An 18,818-nucleotide genomic window follows, 5' to 3' on the forward strand; every position below is an offset into this window, starting at 1 on the left:
GGCGTGCCGCAGTGCCACGATCGGTCGCGGCTCAGCCGGCCGCCTCCTCCTCTTCCTCTTCGCCCTGGCGCTGCACGAACATGCCCTGGACGGGTTCCTCTTCCTCCGGCTCGTCCTGCCGCTGCACCGGGGCCGGGTCGCTCATGACCCGGGCCGCATTGTCGGTCGCGGCGCGTTCGAACCTGTCGCCGGGGTCGCTCACGCTTATGCCGCCACCCGACGGCGTGCCGTCGACCGGACCGGAGCGCTGCTGCACGACGTGGGTCAGCTCGTGCGCGAGCGTCGTGCGTCCGGCCTGCGACGACGGGTCGTACGCCTCGCGCTGGAAGACCACGTTGCTGCCGACGGTATAGGCGTGCGCGCCGACCGACTTCGCGGAGTCGTGCGCCGCGGCATCCGTGTGCACCTTCACATCCCCGAAGTCGTGGCCGAGCCGCGATTCCATGTCTGTCCGCACTCCCGGTTCCAGCGGCGACCCGCCTGACGAGATGACGTCGTGCACCGGCGAACGCTGCTCCTCGACGAGGTCGCTCACCGCACCGTTGCCGGCCTCACGCTGCAGGCGCAGCATCGCGGCGCTGCCGAGGACGTCGGGTCTTCGCTCGGCGAGCCCGGGCACCGCGACGGCCTGCTCGCGGGCATTGTCGGCGCTGCGGCGGCCGCTCTCGACGTCGGCGCCGTCCCACTCATGTGCGTGCATGGCGCACCTCCATGATCGACCTCCTCCATTGCACCGCGGGCCGGTGGGGCGCGGCGGCGATCTGCCCGTTCGGGCAGTGACTCCTGCGCGAGCGGGCACCCCGAGTCATTCGCACGACACCGCGGGTCATCCGCCCACCACCTCGGGCCAGAAGGCACCGAACTCACTCTCGACGACGAGCCGGCCGAGCTTGCGGTACTCGCGGTGGACGGCGACGATGCAGTGCTTCATGAGGACCGTGCCGCGATCGGCGGCGGCCAGGTACGCCGCGGTCACGGCGGCCGAGCGGATGCCGCCTCCTGCGAGTTCGAACGACCGGCCGAGGAACTGCAGGTCGATGTCGCCGGCACGGCGCACGTGCGAGCCGAGGCTGCGGTCCCAGAGGCGCGCACGTTGCGCGGCATCCGGCATCGGGAAGTCGACGATGACATCGAGTCGGCGCGTGAACGCCTCGTCGATGTTCGCCCGCAGGTTCGTCGCGAGGACGGCGAGGCCGTCGAAGGTCTCCATGCGCTGCAGCAGGTAGGCGCTCTCGACGTTCGCGTACCGGTCGTGCGAGTCCTTCACGTCCGACCGCTTTCCGAACACGGCGTCAGCCTCGTCGAAGAGGAGCACGGCGTTCGTTCCCGCCGCCGCCTGGAAGATGCGCTCCAGGTTCTTCTCGGTTTCGCCGATGTACTTGTCGACGACCGTGGAGAGGTCCACGACGTACAGGTCCAGGCCCAGCCCGCCGGCCACGACCTCGGCCGACATCGTCTTGCCGGTGCCGGAATCGCCGGCGAACAGGGCGACGACGCCGTGCCCGCGACCGCCACCCGGCCGCATGTCCCAGTCGCCGAGCACCTGCTCGCGGTGCCGGGCCCGCAGTTCGATCTCGCGCAGCGCGTTCAACGGCCCGGCGGGCAGTACGAGGTCGTCCCAGCCGACCGATGGCGTCACCCGGCGGGCGAGCCGGTCGAGCGCCGATGCGTTCTCGGCGCGTGCGCCCGCCGCCAGATGCTCGGCGGTCACCACGCCCGACTTCGAGAGCGTCGCCTGCGTGCGCGCGGTGGCCGCGGCGCGCTGCACCTGTTCGGGCCGCAGGCGGAACGGGCCGGTCGCCTCGGCGATATCCAGACCGTCGGCCGCAGGCCCGAGCGCGGTGCGCCACAGCTGAGAGCGCTCCTGCGTCGTGGTCGGCTCGACGTCTGCCATCGCCGGCAGCTCGCGGCACCATCGCGGATCCCAGGTCGAGTCGCCGATGAACACGGTGGGCTGGGGCGAGTCGGCCAGCGTCTCGACCAGGGCCGCGCCGATCTCGATCGTGACCGGCGCGGCGATCAGACCGAAGCCCCGCAAGCGGGCCTCACGGGTCGCGAGCCGGGCGAGAGCGAAGGCGTCACGATCGCCGCCGAGCCGGGAAAGGTCCAGCTGCACGACCCCGAGCCCTCGGGAACGGAGGCCGCGAACGGCCACCGCCGTCCCTGACCCGCTCGCGGACTCCCGCAGGTACACGAGACGGATGCCGGCGGCCAGCGCCTGCGCGACCCGGCTCGCATCGCCCCACTCCACCGTCGACGGTTCCCGCAGCACGCCGTCGAGCGCTCGATCCGGCGTGTCATCGCCGAGCAGGTGCCCGACGACACGGTCGGGCACCCGCACCGCGCGACCGGGCAGCGGGCGGTCCTCGTCCTCGACGATGACGAGCTCGCCCGAGACCAGGGGTCCGGAGATGAGGCGCGCCCGATCCGCTGCAGAGGTGAGCGGCACGCCGCAGAGCTCCAGGGCCACGGCAACCGACGGCCGGCGACGGCCCACGTCGTCGTTGAGGTATCCGAAGAACCGCTCGAAGCGCGGGTCGAGGTCGGCGGCCAGTGCGATCACGAGCAGGTCCACGTCGATCGGGCTGAGTGCGAATGCGGTGGCCAGCCGACGCAGGCGAAGGGAATGCCCGGCGGCCTCGGCCAGATCGGCGTTCTGCTCGGTCTCAGCGAGCCGGGCGGAGGCATCCGACCAATCCGGCACACCGGGGACGCCGGACAGCAGCCGGTCGACCATCTCGTCGCTGAGATAGAGCCCGCGGAACGGATCGTCGGGCTGCGGGTCGACCGCCCGTCGCGCCGCCACGAGCCGGCGGATGCGATCCTCGATCGCCCCGACCCGGCCCAGCAGGTGGGCGATGCTCGGGTCGTCGATCATCTCAGCTCCCCGACGGCGGAGCGGATGCCGCGTGCGCGGCGCTCTCGTCGATGCCGAAGGCCGGCGCGCTGAACTGCGCCTCCACGCCCGCGGTGACGGGCGGACCGACCGGGTAGCTGAAACCCCGGGCGACGGGCGCGGTGATCACCAGGTCGAGCGACGGCTTCAGCTCGCCTCCGAGCGAGGACCAGACATCCGCGAATGCGCGGTCCTCGGGCGGGGGCTGGGCGACACTGAGCGAGCACGGCAGACCGGTCGCGGCGAGGGTCTCGACGACGAAGGCGTCGGGGATGGCGTCGTACCGCAGGAAGCAGCGCAGCAGCGCGTCCAGCAGCCGGTGCTCGTCGTCGGGGCGCTGCGTCCACGCCGTGACCAGGTACGAGAGCTTGAAGTATCGTGGCGCCGGCGTGCGCTGCGTGACGAGGCCGCGATCGTCGCGTCGCTCCGAGAAGCCGTACTCGCGTCGCTTCGTGTCCTCGCGGATGTCGTAGAGGAACAGGTCGACGGTGGGCGCGTTGCGCCGGGCAGCCCAGTCCTTCGTCGGAGCATCGAGCGCGACGTCGATGTCGGCGGCGATGCCGTCCGACGCCTTGACGAGCGCGCGGATCGCGTCGTCGATCTCGCCGATCATGCCCTCAGTGTCGGATGCCGCGCAGCGAATGCGCCCCGTGCGCGGGGCACCCGTGGGGGCAGCACTGGATTCCTCCTCGGGCAGTCAGCCGCGGCATCCGCTCAGATCAGACCTTCGCGCATCGCGTACGCCACCGCGTGCGAGCGGTTGCGCAACTGCAGGCGCGTCGTCACGTCGTGGAGCACGTTCTTCACCGTGCGCTCCGAGTATGAGAGCTTGGTCGCGATCTGGGCGGTGTCCCAGCCCTCGGCGACGAGCTTCAACACCTCGATCTCGCGGGAGGCGAGGCCGGTGAACGTGATCCCCCGGGGGTCGAGCACGGTGCGCTGCAGACGGCCGACCTGGTCGAGGAGGCGTCCGAGCAGGTCGGGCGGCACGGTGCCTTCGCCGACTGCGGCGGACGAGATCACCGAAAGCAGGTGATCGGTCGTCGCATCCGACCGTCTGATGAGGCCGACGACTCCGCATTCGACGGCGCGCACGAGGTCTTGGTCGTCGAGGTGAGACGCGATCAGGATGACCCGGGCCTCGCCATTGCGTCGGACGAATCGCAGCGTGTTCAGCGCCTCGTCATCGACGGCGTCCACGATGACGAGCACGACGTCGGGCGGCTCGCTCTCGTCGGGTGTGACGACCCGCACTTCCGGGCGCGGCCGTAGGGCGCTCGAGACGCCGGCTTCGGAGATGGGGTCGCGCGCGTACACGCGAACGGTGGTTCGAGTCATGGGATCCTCCGGTGCCGACGGGAGCCGCCGGTCTCGCCGGCGGCGAATGCGGCGAGTCTGCCCGAGCGCACTCATCGCGCACTCAACGCGCTCTCAACGGGCACATGCGGGTGCGCGGGCGGCCGCGCCTCCGTGCTCGTTTCGCGTCACGGCGCTGCGTAGCGTGACCTCATGCCCACCGGCCCTGCCCTTCGCGTCGGAGACGTCGCGCTGTGCGCACTCGTCGACGGGGTCAAGCCCCACGTCGGCGGGCCGGTGACGCCGGCCGCCGGAGTGCCCACGGTGATGATCGGGGGGATGCCGGCGGCCGTGGCGAACCTCGCGCCCGGCGGCATCGTGTGCGTGTCGCCCGCGCCGAACGGCATCGCCCAGGGCAGCCTGACCGTGCTGATCGGCAACTTCCCTGCGGCTCGCGTCGGCGACCTCACGATGCACGGCGCACCGATCGCGCCGGGACCGGGCGCGCCCACGGTGATCATCGGGGGCTGACCGGCAGCGGCGATTGCCCCGTGCAAGGGGGCCCAAGGGGCAGGACATCTGCCCCGATGGCGGGTCGGAGGGCCGATCGCCGTCCGTGAGTCGTTGCGTAGCGTCGAAGGATGGCCACGGTCGACATCGAGCCCGCCTCACTCGCGGTCACGCCCGGCGAGCCGGAAGTGCTCACGCTGACGGTCCGCAACGACGGAGCTGACGTCGAGGCCTTCCACCTGACCGCGGTCGACGATGCGGCCGCCTACGTCGTGATCGAACCCGACACGATCCTCGTGCGCCCGGGCGAGACCGTGAGGGCCGCGGCGACGCTGACGCTCGATGACACCGGCCGGTGGCGGCTGGGCGACCTGATCGTGCGGTTCCACATCGTCCCGGCCGGCCAGCCCGACGCGTTCCTGGTCGTCGAGGCCATCGCGATGGTCCAGTCGTTCAGTGATGTGTCCGCAATGCTCTCGCCCCCGGATCTCGAGGGTCGCCGCAGCGGCGTCGCGGAGGTGACGATCGCCAACGCCGGCAACGCGCACACGAATGCCGAAGTCTCCGTCTCGGCGGGGGAGCTCGCGTTGTTCGTCGACCAGTCGCGCGCAGCCCTGCCCGCACACAGCACCGAGAGCGTCAAGCTCAGCGTGCGCGCCAGGTCACTGCGGTGGCGCGGCGAGCCGACACAGCATCCGTTCGTGGTGACCGTCGCCCCGGAAGGGGGGCAGGCCATTTCGCTGGACGGTACCTTCACGCAACTGCCCATCCTCGCCCGGTGGGCGCTCGGGGCGGCGATCTCGGCGGGAGCAGTGGCGGTCGTCGCGCTGGTGGTGTGGCTCGGTGCGGTCGCACTCGGCGGCGTGCCCGGCAGTGCCTCGACGCCTTCGGCGACACCCTCCGCGACGAGTGAGACGCCGCAGCCCGAGCCGGACGTGCGCATGGTCGTCGTCGCCACCACCGACGAGGTCAGGGCCGGGGACCCGGTCGCGGTCAGCCTCGAACCTGTGATCGAGGAAGCGCCCGCGAACTCCCTGCTCGCCATGGAGGTCGAGTGGCCGGAGGGGCTCGTGCTCGCCGACGACGAATGCGAGGCCTGGGTCGAACCCGACACCGATCTCGTGCTGGAGGGCCGCCCGCGATCCGGCGACGAATGCGTCATCGAGCTCGCCGGTGGTCGCCGTGACGCCGAGCTCACCTTCGCGACACCACCGGCAGGATTCGTGGGCGAGGTGACCGCCCGGGCGAACCGGCTCGTCACCCTCGCAAGCGGCGAGGCGACGACGCTCGAGACGGGGCCCGATGCAGATTTCGGCACTGCGGCGGCGGCCGACATCACGCTCCCGCCCTACCCGTTCTGGATGGAGGTGATCGATCTCGAGCCGTCCGACGGCGGTCCCGATGCCACGGTGATCATCCACCACGCCCTGCGAGGCGACGGGACCGATCAGGAGGTGACCATGGCCTTTCAGATCGTCCCGCCGGCGTTCGTCGCCGGGATCCTCGATACCGACGTCTGCGACGAACGCGAGGACACGAACTGCGTCGTCTACTTCGGTACCGACGCCGACGAGGAGCGGAACACCACACGGCAGATCGACGTATGGTTCGACCCCCACGATGCTCGTGGTGTCGGCCCGTTGAGTGTCGAGGGATCTTCCCTCACGGATGTGCCTGCCAACGAGGTGGACCGGTGGATTCGAGGCGCCGAAGGACTGCTGGTCAGCGAGCGCATGTTCGATGTCGACGTCAGGCTGGATTCGGACGAGGATCCCGGGCAGGACGAGACCGTGACCGCGACCATCGACGTCACCGCGGTCGAGCCCACGGGTGAGGTCACGGCGTACACGGAGGGTTCCTTGACGCTGGGACTGGAGCTGAACTGGCCGGCAGGGCTCGTCCCCGTCGGCCCGCCCGCGGGCTGCGCTCTGGTGGACCGTGTCTGTACGCTGGCCGGCCCCGACCCCGGCACACCGGCCACGATCACCATGAGGTTCGTCGTCGCGGACCCCTTCGATGCGGGTGAGGTCCGGGCGAGCGGTGTCACGCTCAGTTACGACCCGACGACGGCTGCCGACCGCCGCGACGGCCGCACCCGGCCCGCGGTCGGCCTTCCGCACCACTGGATCGACAGCGACGCCGAGTGGTTCGGGTGACGGTCGGCCAACGGGCTGCCGCGCCGGCCGCCGAGCGTGTCGTCAGCGACCGAGCACGGCCTCGAGCAGTCGGTCCACGTCTCCGGGCTCGATGGCGGTGCGACTGAGCGCGCGCAGTATCACGGCGCCGATGAGGGCGTCGGCGACCTCGTCGACGGGAGCGCCTTCGGGAAGGTTGGGCACCGTGCCGACCGCCCGCTTCAGGCGGCCTGAGATCGAGTCCGATCCCGACAGGCTGTCACGCAACCGGAGACCGACCTCGGCGTGCTCGGCGGCTGCGGCGATCAGCGAACGCAGCATGCCCTCACCCTCGGCGCTGCCCAGCAGTGCGAAGACGCGGTCGAGCCAGGTGGTCAGGTCCTGGCGGATGTCGCCGGTGTCCGGAGGACGCAACCGTTCGGTGAGCAGCATCCCCTCGAGCAGGCATTCGGCGATCACAGCGCCCTTGGACGGCCACCATCGGTAGATGGTCTGTTTGCCCACTCCGGCACGCGCCGCGATGCCCTCGATGCTCAGATGGTCGTAGCCGCGTTCGGTGAGCAGAGCGACGGTCGCGCGCAGGATCGCCAGCCGCGCGAGTTCACTGCGGACAGGTCCACTTCGGGGCAACGACATCGGCCGGGCATCCCTTCAGATAAGACGAGACGGTGCGTGTTATCTTAGCCACGCTTGTCGATGACGAGGGGCTCCTCGTCATCGGGGTGCACCCTCGCCGAGCTGAGGGAGAGTCGTGGCCGAGCTGCTGCACCGGTTGGGGACGTTCGCGGCACGCCGCGCGTGGGCGGTCATCATCGCGTGGGTCGTGATCCTCGGGATCACGGTCGGCGGATTCCTGATCGGATTCAAGGGACTGAGCTCGAGCTTCGACATCCCGGGCACCGCCTCCGGCGACGTCATCGCCGAACTCCAGGACGAGCTGCCCGACTTCAGCGGTGCGTCCGGAACAGTCGTCTTCCACACCACCGACGGCTCGGCGCTCAGCGCCGAGCAGCAGGCCGAGATCACCGCGCTCGCCGAATCGGGACGCGATCTGCCCGACGTCGCCGACGTGATCGACCCGTTCGTGACGCAGCAGCAGCTGGCCGATCAGCGTCAGCAGATCGAGGACGGCCGCACGAAGATCGCCGACGCCCGCACGCAGGCGGAGACCGGGCAGGCTCAGCTGGATGCCGGGACCGCCCAGCTGGATGCCGCGCAGACGCAGCTGGATCAGGGGCGCGCGCAGGCTGAGGCCGCGGGTTTCCCGACGACCGAGCTGGACGCGCAGCGCGCGATCCTGGACGCTCAGCGAACTGAGTTGGACACCCAGCAGCAGACGCTCGCGGACGGTGTGGCGACGATCGAGGAGAACGAAGCCACGCTCGAACAGGGCGCCGAGCTGATCTCGTTCGCCGACGGCATCCGGGTGGTGTCCGAGGATGGCGCCACCGCCATCGTCAACGTCCAGTTCACCGAGCCGCGCCTTGAACTGCCTCAGGCTTCGAAGGATGCGGTCATCGAGCATTTCGAGGCGAAACCGGTCGACGGCGTCGGAGTCGCCTTCTCCAGCGACATCTCGCAGGGCGTCCCTCAGATCCTCGGAGTCGGGGAGGTGATCGGTGTCGCCCTGGCGGCGGTCGTGCTGATCGTCGTGCTCGGCTCTCTGCTGGCGGCCGCGTTCCCGATCATCACGGCGCTGGTCGGCGTCGCCATCGGCGCCATGGCCACGCTCGCGTTCTCGGGCGTCGTGCAGATGGCCTCGGTCACGCCGATCCTCGGTGTGATGCTGGGCCTGGCCGTCGGCATTGACTACTCGCTCTTCGTGCTCTACCGGCACCGCAAGCAGCTCCTGCAGGGCGCCGACGTGGTCGAATCCATCGGCCTGGCCAACGGCACCGCCGGCAATGCCGTGGTGTTCGCCGGGACGACGGTGATCGTTGCGCTGCTCGCCCTCAACATCACCGGCATCCCGTTCCTGGGGCTCATGGGAACAGCAGGCGCCATCAGCGTGGCCGTCGCCGTGCTGATCGCGGTCTCGCTGACGCCTGCGCTGCTCGGGCTCGCGAAGAGTCGCGTGCTCGGCAAGCGCGCCCGCGCTCGCGCGGCCACCGCGGCCGCGATGAGCGATTCCGCGACTCCGCGGGTGCGCAGCCGCGCGATCGCGCCGATGTCTACGCTGCGCGCCATCCTCACCGTCATCGTCGCGATCGTCGCGCTGCTGGTCGTCGCGGTGCCCGCGATGTCGATGCGCCTCGGGCTCCCCGACGGCGGCTCCGAGTCCGCCGACTCCACCGCCTACCAGGCGTTCACGCTCACCGAGGACTCGTTCGGCGCCGGAGTCAACGGGCCCCTGCTGATCACCGCCTCCCTTCCGGAGGGACTCGACGACGATGAGGTGCTTCACGATCAGCTTCTGGTCGCCCGCGAACTGGCCGGCATGGATGACGTCGTCGCCGTCGCGCCGATCGCCGTCTCAGACGACAACAGCCTCGCCGCGTTCCAGATCGTCCCCGCCGAGGGCCCGAACAGCACCTCGACCGAAACGCTGGTTCGGGAACTTCGCGAATTGCCGCCCGTCGCCGATGACATCACGCTCGGCGTGGCGGGCCAGGCTGCCATCAACATCGACATCTCCGAGGGGCTCGCGGACGTGCTGCCGCTCTACCTGCTCGTCGTGGTCGGCCTCTCGTTCCTCATCATGGTCATGGTCTTCCGCTCGCTGCTGGTGCCGCTGATCGCCACAGCCGGGTTCGTCCTGTCGCTGCTGGCGACCTATGGTGCGATCACCGCCGTCTTCCAGTGGGGCTGGCTCGGCGATCTGCTGGGCGTGCACAACCCCGGCCCGATCCTGAGCTTCCTGCCGGTGATCCTGGTGGGCATCCTGTTCGGCCTGGCCATGGACTATCAGCTGTTCCTGACCACCGGGATGCGGGAGGCATGGGCCCACGGCGCACCCGCGAGGCTTGCCGTCGCGCAGGGTTACCGCGCCGGCCGCACGGTCGTCGTCGCCGCAGCGCTCATCATGATCGCGGTCTTCTCCGGCTTCATCACGTCGGAGTCGGTGATCATCAAATCGATGGGTCTGGGTCTCGCCCTCGGTGTGCTGTTCGACGCGTTCATCGTGCGGATGCTGCTGATCCCGGCACTCATGCACCTGCTCGGCGAATCGGCCTGGTGGCTGCCGAAATGGCTGAGCCGCGTCATCCCCAATGTGGACGTCGAGGGCTCAGCGCTGGAGCGTCGCCACCCGGTGCACCACGCCCTCTGACCTCGGCTGAAGCGCGCCTGGTCTGCGCCGCTCCCTGGGCGACGGCATCCGCACGCGTGGCCGGGCGACGCCTTGTCGAGACTCCAAGCCAGTGGGCAGACTGGTGGCACTGATCGGAGGAGTCTGCCATGGCCGATGTGAGCGTCGCGACGGCGCACGTGATCAGGCCGCTCACTCCCGAGACCTTCCCGGCGTGGCTGGCGCTCGCGCAGAAGCACAACGGGGTCTGGGGCGGGTGCTACTGCTCGTATTTCCACGGGGACACCGAGCAGACGGTCAAGAGCGAGTACGACGGGCCGACGTTCAAGCAGCGACTCGTGGCGGAGGGCGTTGCGCATGCGGCATTGGTCTTCGACGGTGACGACGCGATCGCGTGGTGCGAATACGGCAGTCCGGCCGAACTGCCCGGTATCTACCATCGCAAGCAGTACGACGCGGGCGAGACCAATCCGGCGCCGTGGCGCATCACGTGCTTCTTCGTGGACCGCGACCACCGGCGATCGGGGGTGGCACGCGAGGCTCTGGATGGCGCGCTCGAGCTGATCGCGCAGGCCGGCGGGGGCGAGGTGGTCTCGTTCCCCAACGAACTCGCGCCGGGAAAGCGGACGTCGTCGTCTTTTCTGCACAACGGGACGCGGGCCATGTTCGAGAAGGCGGGATTCACGTTCGAGCGTCACATCGGCAAGAGCAAGACCGTGATGCGCAGGACTGTTCCGCCGGCCCGCAGCTGACATCCGGCTCGCGGGCGCGACGGGGGTGGCCATCCCGGATCCCACGTATCGTGGGGCAATGGCAGGGGGGCGAGCGGACGCGGGTCCGGTACGCATCGTGTGGCTGGACACGGCCGCGGGCGTGCTGCCCTGTCCCGGAGTGCTCGACCGGCTCGGCGCGCCACAGATGCGCCGCTACGAACGATTGCGCGGCACGGCGGCGCAGCGATTTCTTGGTGGGCGTTGGCTCCTCCTCCACTTGATCGACGAGATGACCGACGTCGCCGACCTGGGATTCACCACGACGTGCGAACGATGCGGAGCGGACCACGCACGGCCGCGGTTGGAGAGTGCCCCCATCGCCGTGAGCCTCAGCTACGCGGGCAGCGTCGTGGCGGTGGCCGCGGCGCCGCACAGCGACGCCGCCGAGGTCGGAGTCGACATCGAACGAGAGCCGAGCGACGGGGCGGGAGCGCGCCTGCACGATCTCGGGGCGCTGTTCGCACCGGCTCCCGCCCCCGACGTGACGGAGTGGACCCTCCTCGAAGCCGCCCTCAAGGCGGACGGCCGTGGCCTCGCGGTCGACCTCGCCGAAATCCGGGTCGGTGTCAGCGGGACCGGTCGACTGCCTGCCTCGCGCCCCGTCTGGATCCCGGGCCGCGCCGAGAGCGTCGAAGCCGCCGTCGTTGCCGGACCCCGTGGGTTCGTCCTCAGCGCAGCGATGATTCCGGCGGCGGGACGCTCGTCCTGAACCCGCCCCGCGCGTCGGTCCGGGGAAGGTCGGGGAGGGGCGCGAGGTCGAGCCACGCGTGCATGAGGCGCGCGACGGGCACGTGACAGACGTCCTCGGCCAGCGCGACGAAATCCGCCGTGGTCGCGGTGGACGCGCGGTACATCCGGCACCACGACTTCAGGAGCCGGAAGAACGGGGCATCGCCGACGGTGAGGCGCAGCGCGTGGAGGGTGAGTGCGCCGCGCTTGTACACACGGTCATCGAACATGAGGTCGGGACCCGGATCGCTCAGGATGAGATCCTGCTCCAGTGCCGCCAGACGCGCGTGGTGTGTCAGCGCCTTCTGGTGGGCCGTGACTCCGCCCGAATGCTCGGACCAGAGCCACTCGGAATAGCAGGCGAATCCCTCGTTCAGCCAGATGTCCCGCCACTTCGAGACGCCCACGCTGTTGCCGAACCACTGGTGTGCGAGTTCGTGCGCGACCAGACGCTCGAGCGAGCTCGAACCGTCGATGTGGTTCGCGCCGAAGACGCCGATGCCCTGCGCCTCGAGGGGGATCTCCAAATCGTCGGCGGTGACGAGGACCGCGTACTCGTCGAGGGGATACGGGCCGTAGAGCTCGACGAACAGCTCGAGCATGCGCGGCAGGTCGGCGAAGTCCGCATGAACACGTGCGGCCAGCGGAGCGGGGAAGAACAATCGCCCGACGGTTCCGCCCAGCGAAATCGTCTCCTCGACACAGCGTCCGACGTGCACGGTCATCAGATAGGTCGGGGTGGGGACGGCCTGCTCGAAGACCCACGTCGTCTTTCCGCCGCGGGAACTGCGCCCGGTGCGCAGCCCGCTCGCGACAACCGTGTACGGCTGTTCGACGGTCAGCGACACATGCGAGGTCGCCTTGTCGGAGGGCACGTCGTTGCACGGAAACCAGCTCGGCGCACCCGTGGGCTGCGACGCGACGATGACCCCGTCCTCGAGCTCCTCCCAGCCGATCGTTCCCCACCGAGAGCGGCGCGGTCGCGGGGAGCCCGCGTATGCGACCGCGACTTCGAACCCGCCCCCGGCAGCCAGCGGCGCGGCGAGCGTGATGCGGAGCTTCCGATCGCTCTGGCGAAAGGAGGCGACGCGCGATCCGATCCCGGTGACTTTGGACGCGCGGAGACCGATCAGGTCGAAGGACAGGGTCTTGGTCGCACTGACCGCACGGCCCCGGATCACCGCGGTTCCGCTCATGCGGTTCGTGCTGACCCGGTAGTCCAACGTGAGCGCGTAGTGATCCACCTGGATGCCGGGATCACCGCTCTGCGGAATGTACGGGTCGGTCCTCATGCGTCCGCAGCCTGGTACGCCCGCACTTTCACCGCACGCCAGGGACCGATCGGATTGCCGCTCCATCTGCTGCCGACCGGAACGGATTCACCTCGCATGACCAGCGACGCGGGACCGACGGTCGCGTTCGCGCCGATGCGTGCGGCGGGAAGGATCACGCTGTGCGGACCGAGCGTCGCGCCGGCTTCCAGGGTGACGGTGTCGATGCTCATCACTCGATCATGGAACAGATGCGTCTGAACCACGCATCCTCGATTCACCGTTGCGCCGTCGCCCAGCGTGACCAGGTCGGGCTCGGGCAGCCAATAGCTGTCGGTCCAGACGCCGCGACCGACTTTCGCGCCGAGCGAGCGCAGCCACATCGCCAGCGCCGGAGTCCCGGCGGCCGCGTTCGCGAACCACGGCGCCGCGACCATCTCGGTGAACGTGTCGGCCACCTCCGTCCTCCAGACGAAGCTCGACCACAGCGGGTGCTCGCCCGCGCGGATCGGACCGACGAAGAGCCACTTCGCCGCTGTCGTGATCAGCGCCGCGATCGCTCCGGCCGCCAGGAGCACGACGCCGGATGTGAGGATGGCGCCCGCGAGGCTCCACGCCTGGATCATCCACCCGAGCGCGAACAAGACCGCGAGCGCGATTGCGCACGTGATGAACACCGGGATCACCCGGCAGATCTCCCACAGCGCACGGGCGAACCGCAAGGACCGGCGCGGCCGGTACGTGCGTTCGAGGTCGGCCTCGTTCACAACACGCCGAAGCCGCACGGCGGGCGACCCGAGCCAGGACGAGCCCGGCTTCGACTTCTCCGGGGCCACGGACAGCACCGCCACCAGACCATCGCGGGGGACTCTGTGACCGGCGCCCGCCATTCCGGAGTTACCGAGAAAGGCGCGTTTTCCGATCCGGGCTGGTCCGAGCTGCATCCAACCGCCCTTCAGTTCGTACGTGGCGACCATCGTGTCGTCGGCGAGGAAGGCGCCGTCGTCGATCGTGGTGAGCGAGGGAATGAGAAGGACGGTGGATGCCTCGACATCGCGTCCGACCTCCGCGCCGAGCATGCGCAGCCAGACCGGCGTGAACAGACTCGAGTAGATCGGGAACAGGATCGTCCGTGCCGAGTCGAGCAGTCGCTCCGTCGTCCACGCCTGCCAGGCGATCCGGCCGCGCACCGGATGCACTCCCTCGACCAGACCGATCGACAGCAGGCGCACGAGCAGGACGACCGACGCGGCGAACGTCACGCCCACGACGATCGTCGAGGGGACCAGCCAGAGCAGCGCAGGCGGAACGGCATCCGTGATCGACTCCTGGCCTCGGATTCCCGAGGCCAGGAGTGCGCCGCCGGCCGCGATCGCAAGGAACGGAAGCAGCCCGAGCACGGCGGAGGAGGCGCCGTACGCCCACAGCCAGCGCTTGGGTGCCGGCGGGCGCTCGGGGGCGAGTGGGCTGGAGGTTCCGCCGATCCGGACAGCGGGGGAGCCGGCCCAACGCTGACCGGCGCGCACCCGGCCGAACACGGCGGAGCCGGGGGCGATCTCAGCGCCGCGACCGATCCTCGTTCCCGGTGCGAGCGTGCTGCGGGTGCCGATCGTCGCGCCCGCGCCGATGCTGATGCCGCCGATCCGGACGGTGTCGCCGTCGATCCAATAGCCCGACAGGTCGACCTCCGGTTCGATCGCGGCACCCTCGGATATCTCGAGCATGCCGGTGACCGGGGGCAGCGAGTGCAGGTCCACATTCGTGCCGAGCTTTGCGCCGAGTGCGCGGGCGTAGTAGCTCACCCACGGGGCTCCGGCAAGCCCGACCGGGTCGACCTGATGCGCGACCTGCTCGGCCAGCCACAGTCGCAGATGCACCCCACCGCCCCGCGGATAGTCGCCGGGCTTCACTCCGCCCAGCAGCAGCCGGGCGAGCGCGGCAGACATCGCCATGCGCCCGAACGGGGTGACGAACAGGATGAGCCCGAGCAGAATGAGCCACAGCGGTGCCGCGGGGAGGAAGTCGAACCCGGGGAACAGCCGCAGGATCCAGCTCGCGGTGAGCAGCCACGCGGTCCACCGCAATCCGGCGAGGATGAACAGCGGCACGCTCGCCAGGGTCTGCACCCACTGCATGATCCGCGGGGTCGGACGCGCGACGCTGAACGTGTTCGGCACGTCATCGAGCTCCGACGCTTCCGCTTCGACGGCGTCCGCCATGCGCCGCAGTCGCGGGAGGTCGTAAACGTCGGTCATCGTGAATTCGGGGGCCCGCGTGCGGATGCGCGAGACGAGCTGCGCCGCGGCGAGTGAGCCTCCGCCGAGCTGGAAGAAGTCGGCATCCTCATCTGCAGGACGGATGCCGAGCACCGCCAGCCACTGCTCGGCCAGCCACGCGGTGGTGCCCGAGAGTGACGAGTCCGCGGTATCGGTGTCCGTCAACGGCCACGGCAGGGCGGCCTTGTCCACCTTGCCCGATGTGCGGACAGGCAGGTCGTCGACCACGGCCAGAAGGGGGATGAGCGGCGCAGGCAGCGTGTGCGCCAGCTCCGCACGAGCGGTCTGCCTGTCGAACCCGTCGGCCGGAACCACGTAGCCGACCAGGAGGGGCACGCCTCCTTCCGACCGCTGAACGACCACGGTCGCCGCCGAGACGGCCGCGAGAGCCTGCAGGGCGGACTCGACTTCGCCGAGTTCGATGCGCCGGCCGCCGACCTTGACCTGGTCATCGACGCGGCCGTGGAAGATCAGGCCGGCGCGCTCCAGGCGCACCAGGTCGCCGGAGCGATACGCGCGGTCCCACCCGATGCTCGGCATCGCCGCGTACTTCTCGGCATCCTTCACGGGGTCGAGATAGCGCGCCAGGCCCACGCCGCCGATGATGAGTTCCCCCACCTCGCCATCCTGAACCGGAGTGCCGGTCGAATCGACGACCGCGAGCGCCCAGCCGTCCAGCGGCAGTCCGATCCGCACCGGGCCCCGCCCGTCCAGCAGGGCGGCGCACGCGACGACGGTCGCTTCGGTGGGCCCGTAGGTGTTCCACACCTCGCGACCGTCCGCGACGAGGCGGGTGACCAGTTCGGGCGGGCACGCCTCGCCCCCGAAGATCAGCAGGCGGACGTTCTCGATCGCGTCCTGGGGCCAGAGCGCGGCGAGCGTGGGGACGGTCGAGACCACGGTGATGCCGTGTCCGACGAGCCACGGACCGAGATCCTCGCCTGATCGCACGAGCGCGCGCGGGGCGGGAACCAGACATGCGCCGTGCCTCCACGCGAGCCACATCTCCTCGCAGGACGCATCGAAGGCCACGGACAGGCCGGCAAGGACGCGATCACCCGGCCCGAGCGGTCCGGCCTGCAGGAACAGACGCGCTTCGGCGTCGACGAAAGCAGCGGCCGACCGGTGGGTGACGGCGACCCCCTTGGGAACGCCGGTCGACCCGGAGGTGAAGATGACCCACGCGTCGTCGTTCACCGTGGGCCGGAGAACACTGGGGATCGCGCGCGAACTCGGATGGGGGTCGTCTCCGATGAACAGGTCCTTCGAAGCGCGGGGTGCCGCTCGAGGATCAGCTGCCTGAAAGACCCCGGAACCACGGATGATGCCCCGCACCTCAGCCTCGCCGAACACCAGCTCCGCACGCTCGTAGGGGTCATCGGCGTCAACCGGCACGTATGCCGCCCCCGCGGTCATGATCGCGAGGATCGCCACATAGAGCTGCCGGCCGCCGGAGGGCATCTGCACGCCGACGCGGTCACCGCGGCGCACGCCCTGCGCGTGCAACCGCTCAGCTGTTCGCCCCACGAGAGCAACGAGCTCGGCGTAGCTCAGCGCGCCGTCTGCGTCCTCCAGCGCCGATGACTGCGGATACCGAGCGCTCGTCTCGCGCAGGATGTCGATCAGCGTTCGCGGCGCGGGCGCCGCGGACGACCGATCGAGATACTCCTGCATCGACGGGATCAGGATGACAGCAGCGCCAGCAGCTGCGCCTTGGTGTACCGAGAGAAGCCGGCGTGTCCGGCGTCACGGGCACGACCGCGCAATTCCAGCACAGTCAGCGAAGAGAGCTCCTCCGTTGCGCCCGTGCTCGTGGTCGGCGCGGGGAGGGAGTCCATGGCGGCGGGCTCACGGGGGCTTGTCTCGATGACCGCGTACAGCGATTCGTCCTGGGCGATCACCGTGCCCTTCGGCTTCTCGGTGCCCGTCTTCGTCGTCGCGCCGGCCTTCTTGCCTGCCGACATCTTCGCTCCGGCCAGCCTTCGTTCGGCCTTGCCCGCGGCTTTCTCGACACGGTCGATCGCGGCGATGGCCTTCTTCTCGACCTTGCGAGGATGACGCGCGATCTTCTTCTTCGATGCCTGAGAGGCTTCCTTCGCCTCATCGGCCACGGATCGCAGCTTCTTCGCATCCTTCTTCGGAAGCGTCTTGCTCAGTCGTTTGGCATCCTTGGCGGCGGCGGCGGCTGCGTCCACCGCGGCTGCGGCCGCCCTTGCCGACTTCGTGGTCTTTGCCATCGTGAACCTTCTCACTCGCTGGAAGCGGAGCACGCGCGAACGGCTGCCCCTGCGGGGATTCAGGGTACAGGGGCGACAACGCGGTGGGAACGGCCATCCCGGCCGCTGACTCCACGGGGGATCACGGCTTTTCGGAAGTGGCCGCGACCGCCCCGTATTCGGCGGGGCTCGAACGCATGACCTCCACGTCCTGCGTCATCAGACTCTTCCGGGTCATCCCGCATGAGCGCTTCGTGTGCGGTCAGGCGAGCCCGCATGCCGTTCCTACGAATCGATCGAGAGCCATCGAGGGGCGTCCCCGGGTTACCGGAGGAACTCTGGACGCACCTCAGCGATTCCGTCCAACGCGCTGCGGAGTCGGACGACGAGGCGATGTCCCTCGTCTTCCCATCCGGCGGGGAGCGGGTCATCTTCTTGTCGCGCCAGCCACGCCTCATTCCAGTTGAACAGTGCATCGCTGAGCTCGGGTGTCAATCCGAGGCTCGGCCCGGTGAGCCGGTACTCGGCGGTGAAGTTCTCCCACAACGGCCACCCGCTGACCCACTCAGGGAACACCCGGATGAGGCGCAACCCGTTCGGAAGGACGGTTGCCACGTCGCGCCGACTCTTCGCAATGAGATACCGGTCCTGCATCTGCCGCCGCCGCTGCCACTCCCATGGTGTGGTGGGCGGGTCGTTGTAGTCCATGCCCGACAACCAGATCAGTCCGCGCAGGCCTCGGGCGTCGGTTTCGACGAGAGCGAGCGACCACAGGTGCTCATCACCATTGGACATCGCCAGCGCGGACTCCAACGCCTGCTCCACCGTCGCCTCAACGATGTCGATCGTGGTCACGGCGTTGCCAGGACCTTCAAAGATGTACAAGCGGTATCGGGCGTCGTCGCGTTCCCACGCTGAGTCACGTTCATCTATGGGAATGCCGCGCATCCCACCAACATACGTCGCCGGCGGAAGCCGGACCTTGTTCGTCCGCAAGCCGGTCCAAGACGGGGTGAACCGGGATGCAACCCTCACCGGGTCGTCGTCGATGTTCACCGACGGATCTTCAGCACACGGCCGGGCAACAGCATCCGCGATCCCCTGTGAATACTGGGATCGCGGCCCTTCGGAAGTGGACGCGACGGCGGGAGTCGAACTGAAGCGGGGCGTTAACGACGACCGACCAAAACGAGCAAAAAACGCGTAATTCCGCGGCCCACGGTGCTTCGTCGATGCTCCTCGATCACGTCGATTGGGGGTCGTTTTCGCGAAAGTGTGGGCAAAATGTGGGCAAGTTTGGATACCACGCAAACGTGAGTCGGAGCCTCCGGCGGTGGTCCAGATCGACGACGTCGACCTGGATGCTGACCATCACGGCCCATCCGAAAGCGTGCCACATCCAGGCAGGTGCGCGCAGCCAATTCGTCACGCGACCGAGCCTCTGCTTCTCTCTGCCGCACGGGCGGAGA

General features: G+C 69.5%; 14 protein-coding genes. 5 read left to right on the forward strand and 9 right to left on the reverse strand.

What is annotated here, in order from left to right:
• Positions 1–31: 31 nt before the first annotated feature.
• The 4 genes from ABD655_RS04800 to ABD655_RS04815 form a co-directional block, all read right to left on the reverse strand.
• Positions 32–700 carry an eCIS core domain-containing protein gene (locus ABD655_RS04800; protein ID WP_344712017.1) on the reverse strand — a complete coding sequence of 223 codons (669 nt, stop codon included), beginning with the start codon at positions 698–700 and terminating at the stop codon, positions 32–34.
• Positions 701–826: 126 nt separating this feature from the next.
• The gene (locus tag ABD655_RS04805; RefSeq protein WP_344712019.1) at positions 827–2,878 is read right to left on the reverse strand and encodes an ATP-binding protein; all 2,052 of its coding nucleotides are present in this window, start codon (positions 2,876–2,878) and stop codon (positions 827–829) included.
• A 1-nt stretch (position 2,879) separates the two neighbouring features.
• The gene (locus ABD655_RS04810; RefSeq protein ID WP_344712020.1) at positions 2,880–3,509 is read right to left on the reverse strand and encodes a Pvc16 family protein; all 630 of its coding nucleotides are present in this window, start codon (positions 3,507–3,509) and stop codon (positions 2,880–2,882) included.
• A gap of 101 nt (positions 3,510–3,610) precedes the next feature.
• On the reverse strand, positions 3,611–4,234 hold the full coding sequence (locus tag ABD655_RS04815; RefSeq protein WP_344712022.1) for a response regulator transcription factor: 624 nt from the start codon (positions 4,232–4,234) through the stop codon (positions 3,611–3,613).
• 171 nt (positions 4,235–4,405) lie between these two features.
• Between ABD655_RS04815 and ABD655_RS04820 the strand changes: the two genes are divergently transcribed.
• Positions 4,406–4,723 carry a PAAR domain-containing protein gene (locus ABD655_RS04820; protein ID WP_344712023.1) on the forward strand — a complete coding sequence of 106 codons (318 nt, stop codon included), beginning with the start codon at positions 4,406–4,408 and terminating at the stop codon, positions 4,721–4,723.
• Between the two features lie 110 nt (positions 4,724–4,833).
• Positions 4,834–6,858, forward strand: coding sequence for a COG1470 family protein (locus ABD655_RS04825; RefSeq protein WP_344712026.1), 2,025 nt, complete (start codon positions 4,834–4,836; stop codon positions 6,856–6,858).
• 42 nt (positions 6,859–6,900) lie between these two features.
• On the opposite strand, the gene ABD655_RS04830 is transcribed toward ABD655_RS04825, so the two are convergent.
• Entirely contained in the window at positions 6,901–7,473 is a 573-nt protein-coding gene (locus tag ABD655_RS04830; protein ID WP_344712028.1) for a TetR/AcrR family transcriptional regulator, read from the reverse strand.
• A gap of 115 nt (positions 7,474–7,588) precedes the next feature.
• Between ABD655_RS04830 and ABD655_RS04835 the strand changes: the two genes are divergently transcribed.
• The 3 genes from ABD655_RS04835 to ABD655_RS04845 all read left to right on the forward strand — a co-directional run bounded on the left by ABD655_RS04835 (position 7,589) and on the right by ABD655_RS04845 (position 11,566).
• Positions 7,589–10,105: an MMPL family transporter gene (locus ABD655_RS04835; RefSeq protein ID WP_344712031.1), complete on the forward strand. Its 2,517-nt coding sequence runs from the start codon at positions 7,589–7,591 to the stop codon at positions 10,103–10,105.
• A 128-nt stretch (positions 10,106–10,233) separates the two neighbouring features.
• Entirely contained in the window at positions 10,234–10,836 is a 603-nt protein-coding gene (locus tag ABD655_RS04840) for a GNAT family N-acetyltransferase (RefSeq protein WP_344712033.1), read from the forward strand.
• A 58-nt stretch (positions 10,837–10,894) separates the two neighbouring features.
• Positions 10,895–11,566: a hypothetical protein gene (locus tag ABD655_RS04845; protein WP_344712034.1), complete on the forward strand. Its 672-nt coding sequence runs from the start codon at positions 10,895–10,897 to the stop codon at positions 11,564–11,566.
• Here ABD655_RS04845 and ABD655_RS04850 read toward each other — a convergent pair.
• The 4 genes from ABD655_RS04850 to ABD655_RS04865 form a co-directional block, all read right to left on the reverse strand.
• Positions 11,526–12,878, reverse strand: coding sequence for a M1 family metallopeptidase (locus tag ABD655_RS04850; protein ID WP_344712036.1), 1,353 nt, complete (start codon positions 12,876–12,878; stop codon positions 11,526–11,528). The two genes, ABD655_RS04845 and ABD655_RS04850, sit on opposite strands and share 41 nt — an antisense overlap.
• Positions 12,875–16,807, reverse strand: a complete 3,933-nt coding sequence (locus tag ABD655_RS04855; protein ID WP_344712038.1) for a Pls/PosA family non-ribosomal peptide synthetase — start codon at positions 16,805–16,807, stop codon at positions 12,875–12,877. Before ABD655_RS04855 ends, ABD655_RS04850 begins: the two co-directional genes overlap by 4 nt.
• Positions 16,808–16,815: 8 nt before the next feature.
• A complete protein-coding gene (locus tag ABD655_RS04860; protein ID WP_344712040.1) occupies positions 16,816–17,370 on the reverse strand; it encodes a hypothetical protein in 555 nt (184 codons plus the stop codon).
• 303 nt (positions 17,371–17,673) lie between these two features.
• Positions 17,674–18,204: a hypothetical protein gene (locus tag ABD655_RS04865; protein ID WP_344712042.1), complete on the reverse strand. Its 531-nt coding sequence runs from the start codon at positions 18,202–18,204 to the stop codon at positions 17,674–17,676.
• Between the last annotated feature and the right edge of the window lie 614 nt (positions 18,205–18,818).

It is taken from the genome of Microbacterium terregens (genome assembly GCF_039534975.1).
GTDB lineage: Bacteria > Actinomycetota > Actinomycetes > Actinomycetales > Microbacteriaceae > Microbacterium > Microbacterium terregens.

Coding starts and splice junctions, on each gene's coding strand:
- ABD655_RS04855 (WP_344712038.1), bottom strand. CDS start 16,807: ATGCAGGAGTATCTCGATCGGTCGTCCGCGGCGCCCGCGCCGCGAACG.
- ABD655_RS04850 (WP_344712036.1), bottom strand. CDS start 12,878: ATGAGGACCGACCCGTACATTCCGCAGAGCGGTGATCCCGGCATCCAG.
- ABD655_RS04805 (WP_344712019.1), bottom strand. CDS start 2,878: ATGATCGACGACCCGAGCATCGCCCACCTGCTGGGCCGGGTCGGGGCG.
- ABD655_RS04825 (WP_344712026.1), top strand. CDS start 4,834: ATGGCCACGGTCGACATCGAGCCCGCCTCACTCGCGGTCACGCCCGGC.
- ABD655_RS04860 (WP_344712040.1), bottom strand. CDS start 17,370: ATGGCAAAGACCACGAAGTCGGCAAGGGCGGCCGCAGCCGCGGTGGAC.
- ABD655_RS04820 (WP_344712023.1), top strand. CDS start 4,406: ATGCCCACCGGCCCTGCCCTTCGCGTCGGAGACGTCGCGCTGTGCGCA.
- ABD655_RS04840 (WP_344712033.1), top strand. CDS start 10,234: ATGGCCGATGTGAGCGTCGCGACGGCGCACGTGATCAGGCCGCTCACT.
- ABD655_RS04810 (WP_344712020.1), bottom strand. CDS start 3,509: ATGATCGGCGAGATCGACGACGCGATCCGCGCGCTCGTCAAGGCGTCG.
- ABD655_RS04845 (WP_344712034.1), top strand. CDS start 10,895: ATGGCAGGGGGGCGAGCGGACGCGGGTCCGGTACGCATCGTGTGGCTG.
- ABD655_RS04800 (WP_344712017.1), bottom strand. CDS start 700: ATGCACGCACATGAGTGGGACGGCGCCGACGTCGAGAGCGGCCGCCGC.
- ABD655_RS04830 (WP_344712028.1), bottom strand. CDS start 7,473: ATGTCGTTGCCCCGAAGTGGACCTGTCCGCAGTGAACTCGCGCGGCTG.
- ABD655_RS04815 (WP_344712022.1), bottom strand. CDS start 4,234: ATGACTCGAACCACCGTTCGCGTGTACGCGCGCGACCCCATCTCCGAA.